4 protein-coding genes and 1 pseudogene are annotated in these 6,151 nt (G+C 66.1%); 4 read left to right on the top strand and 1 reads right to left on the bottom strand.

Annotation, left to right across the window (positions count from 1 at the left end; genetic code table 11):
• Together mutL and DBR23_RS30885 are read left to right on the top strand one after the other, a co-directional pair.
• The coding region (gene mutL, locus DBR23_RS16820) for a DNA mismatch repair endonuclease MutL (RefSeq protein ID WP_369882127.1) at positions 1-2,072 on the top strand (2,072 nt) is incomplete at its 5' end.
• A 512-nt stretch (positions 2,073-2,584) separates the two neighbouring features.
• Positions 2,585-2,827 carry a hypothetical protein gene (locus DBR23_RS30885; RefSeq protein ID WP_233250514.1) on the top strand — a complete coding sequence of 81 codons (243 nt, stop codon included), beginning with the start codon at positions 2,585-2,587 and terminating at the stop codon, positions 2,825-2,827.
• A gap of 87 nt (positions 2,828-2,914) precedes the next feature.
• On the opposite strand, the gene DBR23_RS16810 is transcribed toward DBR23_RS30885, so the two are convergent.
• Entirely contained in the window at positions 2,915-4,078 is a 1,164-nt protein-coding gene (locus tag DBR23_RS16810; protein WP_108499002.1) for a glycerophosphodiester phosphodiesterase, read from the bottom strand.
• Positions 4,079-4,354: 276 nt separating this feature from the next.
• Here DBR23_RS16810 and gdhA point away from each other — a divergent pair, with 276 nt between their 5' ends.
• Positions 4,355-5,698 (top strand): NADP-specific glutamate dehydrogenase, encoded by a 1,344-nt coding sequence (gene gdhA / locus DBR23_RS16805; RefSeq protein WP_108499001.1) that lies wholly within the window; start codon positions 4,355-4,357, stop codon positions 5,696-5,698.
• Between the two features lie 152 nt (positions 5,699-5,850).
• Positions 5,851-6,151, top strand: a pseudogene (locus DBR23_RS30880) (type IV pili twitching motility protein PilT); the annotation flags it as partial.

Here is a 6,151-nt window from a genome sequence, read left to right as displayed (position 1 = left end):
TCGCGGATGGGGCGGCGCAGCCCGCCTCCAGCCCCCCCAACACCACGCGCCGCCCCATCCGCGATCTGCCCGATGAACTCATCAGCCAGATCGCTGCGGGTGAAGTGGTGGAGCGCCCCGCTTCGGTGGTGCGCGAGCTGGTGGACAACGCGCTCGATGCGGGTGCCACGCAGATCACCGTGCGCCTGTCGGCCGGTGGCGTGCGGCTGATCACTGTGGAGGACGATGGCGGCGGCATCCCGCAAGAAGAGCTGCCCGTGGCCCTGCGCCGACACGCCACCAGCAAGATCACCAACCTGAACGACCTGGAGACCGTTGCCACCATGGGCTTTCGGGGCGAGGCACTGGCAGCGATTGCCTCGGTGTCGGAGATGGCCCTGCTCTCGCGCCCGGCCGCGCAGGCCAGCGCCTTCTTGCTGGACGCCCGCAGTGGTGAGCTGCGCCCCGCCGCGCGCAGCACCGGCACCACGGTAGAGGTGAAGGAACTGTTCTTCTCCACGCCCGCGCGCCGCAAGTTCTTGAAGACCGACGCCACCGAGCTGGCGCACTGCATTGAATCCGTGCGCCGCCACGCACTGGCACGGCCCGACGTGGGCTTTGCCATCTGGCACGAAGGCAAGCTGGTGGAGCAGTGGCGCGCCACCTTTGTGCCGGACCAGGGTGATCCGCAGGACGCCCATGACGCGCTTGCCCGCCGCCTGTCGGACGTGCTGGGCGAAGACTTCGTCACCCAGTCGGTCGCCGTGCAGCACCGCGTGGGCCCGGTCACCGTCACCGGCCGCGCAGGCCTGCCCGACGCGGCGCGCTCGCGGCCCGACCACCAGTATTGCTACGTCAACGGCCGCTTCGTGCGCGACAAGGTCCTCACGCACGCCGCCCGCAGCGCCTACGAGGACGTGCTGCACGGGCACAAGCAGCCCATTTATGCGCTGTATGTCGAGATCGACCCGGCGCGTGTGGACGTGAACGTGCACCCCACCAAGATCGAGGTGCGCTTTCGCGACAGCCGCGAGGTGCACCAGGCCGTGCGCCATGCGGTGGAAAACGCGCTGGCTGCGCCACGGGCTGCCGCATTGGCAGCGGCTGCGGCGGCACCCAACCCCTCCGCAGCCGGTGATGGGGAGCATTTCAAGCCCCAGACGCCCCAAGCGCCGGTGTGGAATGCCCAGGCCGCTATCAAATTTGAAGAACGTGGTCACCGTGTGGAAGACCTGCAGGCTCTGTGGGGGCCGCGCAGTGCGACGCCTGCCAGCCCCGTGGCAGACCCCGCATCGGGCGCGGCCATGGGCGGTTTGTGGGCGCCCTCGGCCCAGGCAGATGCGCCCGCAGCATGGGCAACGCCTGCCGCATCCAGTGCATCTGCCACGCCCTGGGACAGTGCGCCGGCCGCACAGACGGCCGCTCCGGTTGCAGGCTCCCCCACCGAGCCCCTGGCCAGCAACCCACCCACGGCCTGGCCCGTGGGCCGCGATGGCAACGAAACCGCCTGGCCCCTGGGCAAGGCCGTGGCCCAGTTGCACGGCGTGTACATCCTGGCCGAAAACGCCCAGGGCATGGTGGTGGTGGACATGCATGCCGCCCACGAGCGCATCGTCTACGAACGCCTGAAGGCCCAGGTGGACAGCGGCGCGCGCATCGCGAGCCAGCCCTTGCTGATCCCCGCCACCTTCGCCGCCACGCCGCAGGAGGTCGCCACGGCCGAAGAGTCTGCCGACGTGCTGGCCACGCTGGGCCTGGAGGTGGTGCCCTTCTCGCCCAAGACGCTGGCCGTGCGCGCAGTACCCACCACGTTGGCGCAGGGCGACCCGGTGGAGCTGGCCCGCAGCGTGCTGGCCGAGCTGGCCGCCCACGACGCCACCACCGTGGTGCAACGCGCCCGCAATGAAATCCTGGGCACGATGGCCTGCCACGGTGCCGTGCGGGCCAACCGCAAGCTCACCACCGACGAGATGAACGCCCTGCTGCGCCAGATGGAAACCACCGACCGCTCCGACCAGTGCAACCACGGCCGCCCCACCTGGCGGCAGTTGAGCATGAAGGAGCTGGATGCGCTGTTCCTGCGCGGACGGTAGCGGCGGGCACTTCCCCGCCCGCGACATAGCCAGAGCCTTTTCCTCCAGCCATTGCCCATCGCCTCCCATGACCCAGCATCGCTACCACCGTACCACCCACGCCACCGCATCGCGCATGCTGGCAGCCACCACCACCCTGTGCGTGGCCTGGTCCGCCCACGCCGGGCGCCCTCTGTCCGTGGACGATGCAGGCGTTGACGAGGTGGGCCATGGTCACGTCGAAGTGTGGTGGGAGGGCCAGCGCGGCCAGCCCGGCACGGTGTACATGGCCCCTGCCTTCACCCCCATGGCAGGACTGGAGTTGGGCGCCGTGTTGGCGCGTGACCGCAATGAACGCCACACCTTGCAAGGCGTGCAGGCCAAGTGGCTGTGGAGCCCCGCACAGGAGCAGGGCTGCAACGCAGGCAGCAGTGCCGGTGTCGTGCACCGGCGCCAGAGTGCTGGGCAAAGCGCGGGCAGCGTCGTGGCGCTCAACCTCATCGGCACATGCGCCGCGACCTGGGGCGTGGTCAATGCCAACGTGGGCAGCCAGCGCGAGCGCGGCCAGTCCTGGCGCGGCCACCTGGGGCGCATCGGTGGAACGCAGCTGGGGTGCCATCACGCCGCACCTGGAGGCCTTTGGCACCCGGGGCAGCGCCCCCGCCTTTCAGACGGGTGCACGGTGGGAGTGGGCGCCTGGCAAGCAGCTCGACGCTACCGTGGGCCGCCAGCAAGGGCGCACCTTGTTGAGCCTGGGGTTTGCGATGGGGTTCTGACACAAGCGCAACGCATAAAAAAAGCCCGCGCATGCGGGCTTTTTTGTGGGCGTTCGGCACGCCGCACTGTCACGGCCGATGTCGCGGTCAGTTGTCCCGCGCAGCCTTGGCGGTGTCGGCAAAGTCGCTGAACACGCCGTCCACACCCAGGTTGAAGAACAGCTTGTACTCGGCCTTGGGATCACCCTTGAAGTCCGAGGCCAGGCGCTTGGCTTCGTTCCGGAAGGTGTAGGCGTGCACGAACAGGCCTTCGGCGTGGGCGTTCTTCACCACGTCGGTGGGCGCCATCATCACGCGGTCGCGCTCGTCGATCTTGCCGTCGCCATTCAGGTCGTCGGCCTTGCCGTCCTTGTTCGCATCCACTTGCTTGGAGGGGATCAGGTACGGCTTCCAGGGACCAATGCCGTCGGCATAGGTCTTGACTTCCTTGAGACCTGCGGGGGTCAGGAGGCTGGCGAAGGTGCGCGAGTCACCGGCCACGGCAAAGTCATAGGGCTTGTCGTATGGGGCCACCAGGGACATGGTGCCATCGGGGTTCACATCGTCCGCGTCCACCAGCTGCACCAGGCGCACCTGGGTCTTGGTGCGCAGGTACTTGAGGTTGGAGACCTCGAACGACTGGATGATGACGGGCGAGCTCTTGGAGGTGTAGCCGTACTTGGCCAGGATGGCCAGCAGGCGGTCTTCCAGCGGCAGGCCTTGCTTGACGTGGTAGGTGGGGTGCTTGGTCTCGGGGTACACGCCAACGGTGCGGCCGGCCTTGGCGCCTTCGGTCTTGGCCAGGTCCAGCACTTCTTCAAAGGTGGGGATCTGGAACTTGCCGTTGTACGACTGGTCGCGGTCCGACAGAGGCTGGATGGCGCGCAGGGTCTTGAGTTCGGCCAGGGTGAAGTCGGTGACAAACCAGCCTTCCTCCTCTACGCCATCGACCACTTTCTTGGTCTTGCGGCCCGCAAACTCGGCGCGGGTGGAGACATCCGTGGTGCCCGTGATGTTGGGCTCATGGCGGGCAACCAGCACACCGTCCTTGGTGGCGACCAGGTCGGGCTCGATGAAGTCGGCGCCCATGTCGATGGCCAGCTTGTAGCCCTCCAGCGTGTGGTCGGGCCGGTAGCCCGCCGTGCCCCGGTGGCCGATCACCAGAGGCTTGTCGCCGTTCAGGGTGGGGTACGGATAGTTGTCGCTGCCGCCGCAGGCTGCCAGCGTGGCCACCATGGCCAGCGCTCCCCATTTCACACCAGTGATGTGCATGCTCTTCTCCTCGCTATGTTGTTGGTAGAACCGCCGAACTGTGGGGTCGGCATGTGACAAGACCATGACGTCCGTTTTGCAAACGCATGACGGCCGCACCACACACCAAACGCACCAATATGTGGCGAATATCTCGGCCACATTCCCCACCATTGTGCATAGGCATCGGCATGAACGTATAACTTTTGAACATAATTCGATGTTGCAGTGCGCCAAACCGGTGCGTTAGCGATCTTTGACGTTGTTGACCTTTTGATGCTGAAAGCCTTTTGAACCATGAAACACGCGACCGCCGAGAGCTTCCTTTCCCACGTGGCGCTCCGCAACCCCGGCCAGCCGGAATTCCTGCAAGCCGTCACCGAAGTGATGGAAAGCCTCTGGCCGTTCATCGCGCAGCACCCGCGCTATGCCGAGCATGGTCTGCTGGAGCGGCTGGTGGAGCCCGAGCGCATCGTGATGTTCCGCGTGTCCTGGGTGGACGACCATGGCGGCGTGCAGGTCAACCGGGGCTACCGCATCCAGCACAGCATGGCGATTGGCCCGTACAAAGGCGGCCTGCGTTTTCATCCGTCGGTCAACCTGTCGGTGCTCAAGTTCCTGGCATTTGAGCAGACCTTCAAGAACGCACTGACCACGCTGCCCATGGGTGGTGGCAAGGGCGGTTCCGACTTCGACCCCAAGGGCAAGAGCCCTGGCGAAGTCATGCGCTTTTGCCAGGCGTTCGTGACCGAGCTGTACCGCCATGTGGGCCCCGACACCGATGTGCCCGCCGGCGACATCGGCGTGGGCGGCCGCGAGGTGGGCTTCATGGCGGGCATGTACAAAAAGCTGGCCAACAACGCGGCCAGCGTGTTCACCGGCAAGGGCCTGTCGTTCGGCGGCTCGCTGATCCGCCCTGAAGCCACAGGCTACGGCACGGTGTACTTTGCGCAGGAAATGCTCAAGACCCGAGGCCGTTCGTTCGACGGCCTGCGCGTGTCGGTGTCCGGCTCGGGCAACGTGGCGCAATACGCCGTGCAAAAGGCGATGGAGCTGGGCGCCAAGGTGGTGACGGTGTCGGACTCCAGCGGCACCGTGGTGGACGAGGATGGCTTCACTCCCGAAAAGCTCGCCATCCTGATGGATGTGAAGAACCACCTCTACGGCCGCGTGAGCGACTACGCCGCCCGCACGGGTGTGAAGTTTGAAGCCGGTGTCCGCCCCTGGCATGTGAAGGTGGACGTGGCCCTGCCCTGCGCCACGCAAAACGAGCTGGACGAGAACGACGCGAAAACGTTGATCCAGAACGGCGTGCTCTGCGTGGCCGAGGGCGCCAACATGCCCTCGACCATCGAGGCCGCCAAGGCCTTTGAGGCCGCAGGCGTGCTGTACGCCCCCGGCAAGGCCAGCAACGCAGGCGGCGTGGCCACATCCGGCCTGGAGATGAGCCAGAACGCCGCCCGCCTGTCCTGGCCCCGCGAGGAGGTGGACGCCCGACTGCTGCAGATCATGCAGGGCATCCACGCAGCCTGCCTGCACTACGGCAAGCGCGCCGACGGCAGCGTGAGCTACATCGACGGCGCCAACATCGCCGGCTTTGTGAAGGTGGCCGACGCCATGCTGGCGCAGGGCGTGGTGTAAGGGGAAGGGCCGGGCCTTGGAACGTGTTTGCGTTCCAACAGCCTGTTCACGCAGCAAATCACTGGGGCTTCGGCCCCTTTGTTTTTGGCGCGCAGCGCAGTGCAGGCTATGCTGCACTTGAAAACCAATACGCACACTTTCGGGAGTCCGCCGTGGAAATCTTCAGCTTCTTGAACGTCATGGTCGAAAAGGGAGGCTCGGACCTCTTTTTCAGTGTCGGTGCGCCGGTCAATCTCAAGATCGAAGGGGTCACACACCCGTTGAAGATGCCCGCCTTGCTGCCCGGCCAGGTCAAGCAGCTGGCCTACGCGGTGATGAACGAAAAGCAGATCGGCGAGTTCGAGGCCAAGCAGGAGATGAACCTGTCGATCTCGGCGGAGAACCTGGGGCGCTTTCGGGTCAACGTGTTCGTGCAGCGCGGCGAAACCGGCATGGTGGTGCGCTACATCAAGA

It is taken from the genome of Acidovorax sp. HMWF018, assembly GCF_003061035.1.
In the GTDB taxonomy this organism is placed as follows: domain Bacteria; phylum Pseudomonadota; class Gammaproteobacteria; order Burkholderiales; family Burkholderiaceae_C; genus Acidovorax; species Acidovorax delafieldii.
The sequence above is the reverse complement of the archived record's forward strand: the minus strand, read 5'-3'. Positions and strand labels throughout refer to the sequence as shown.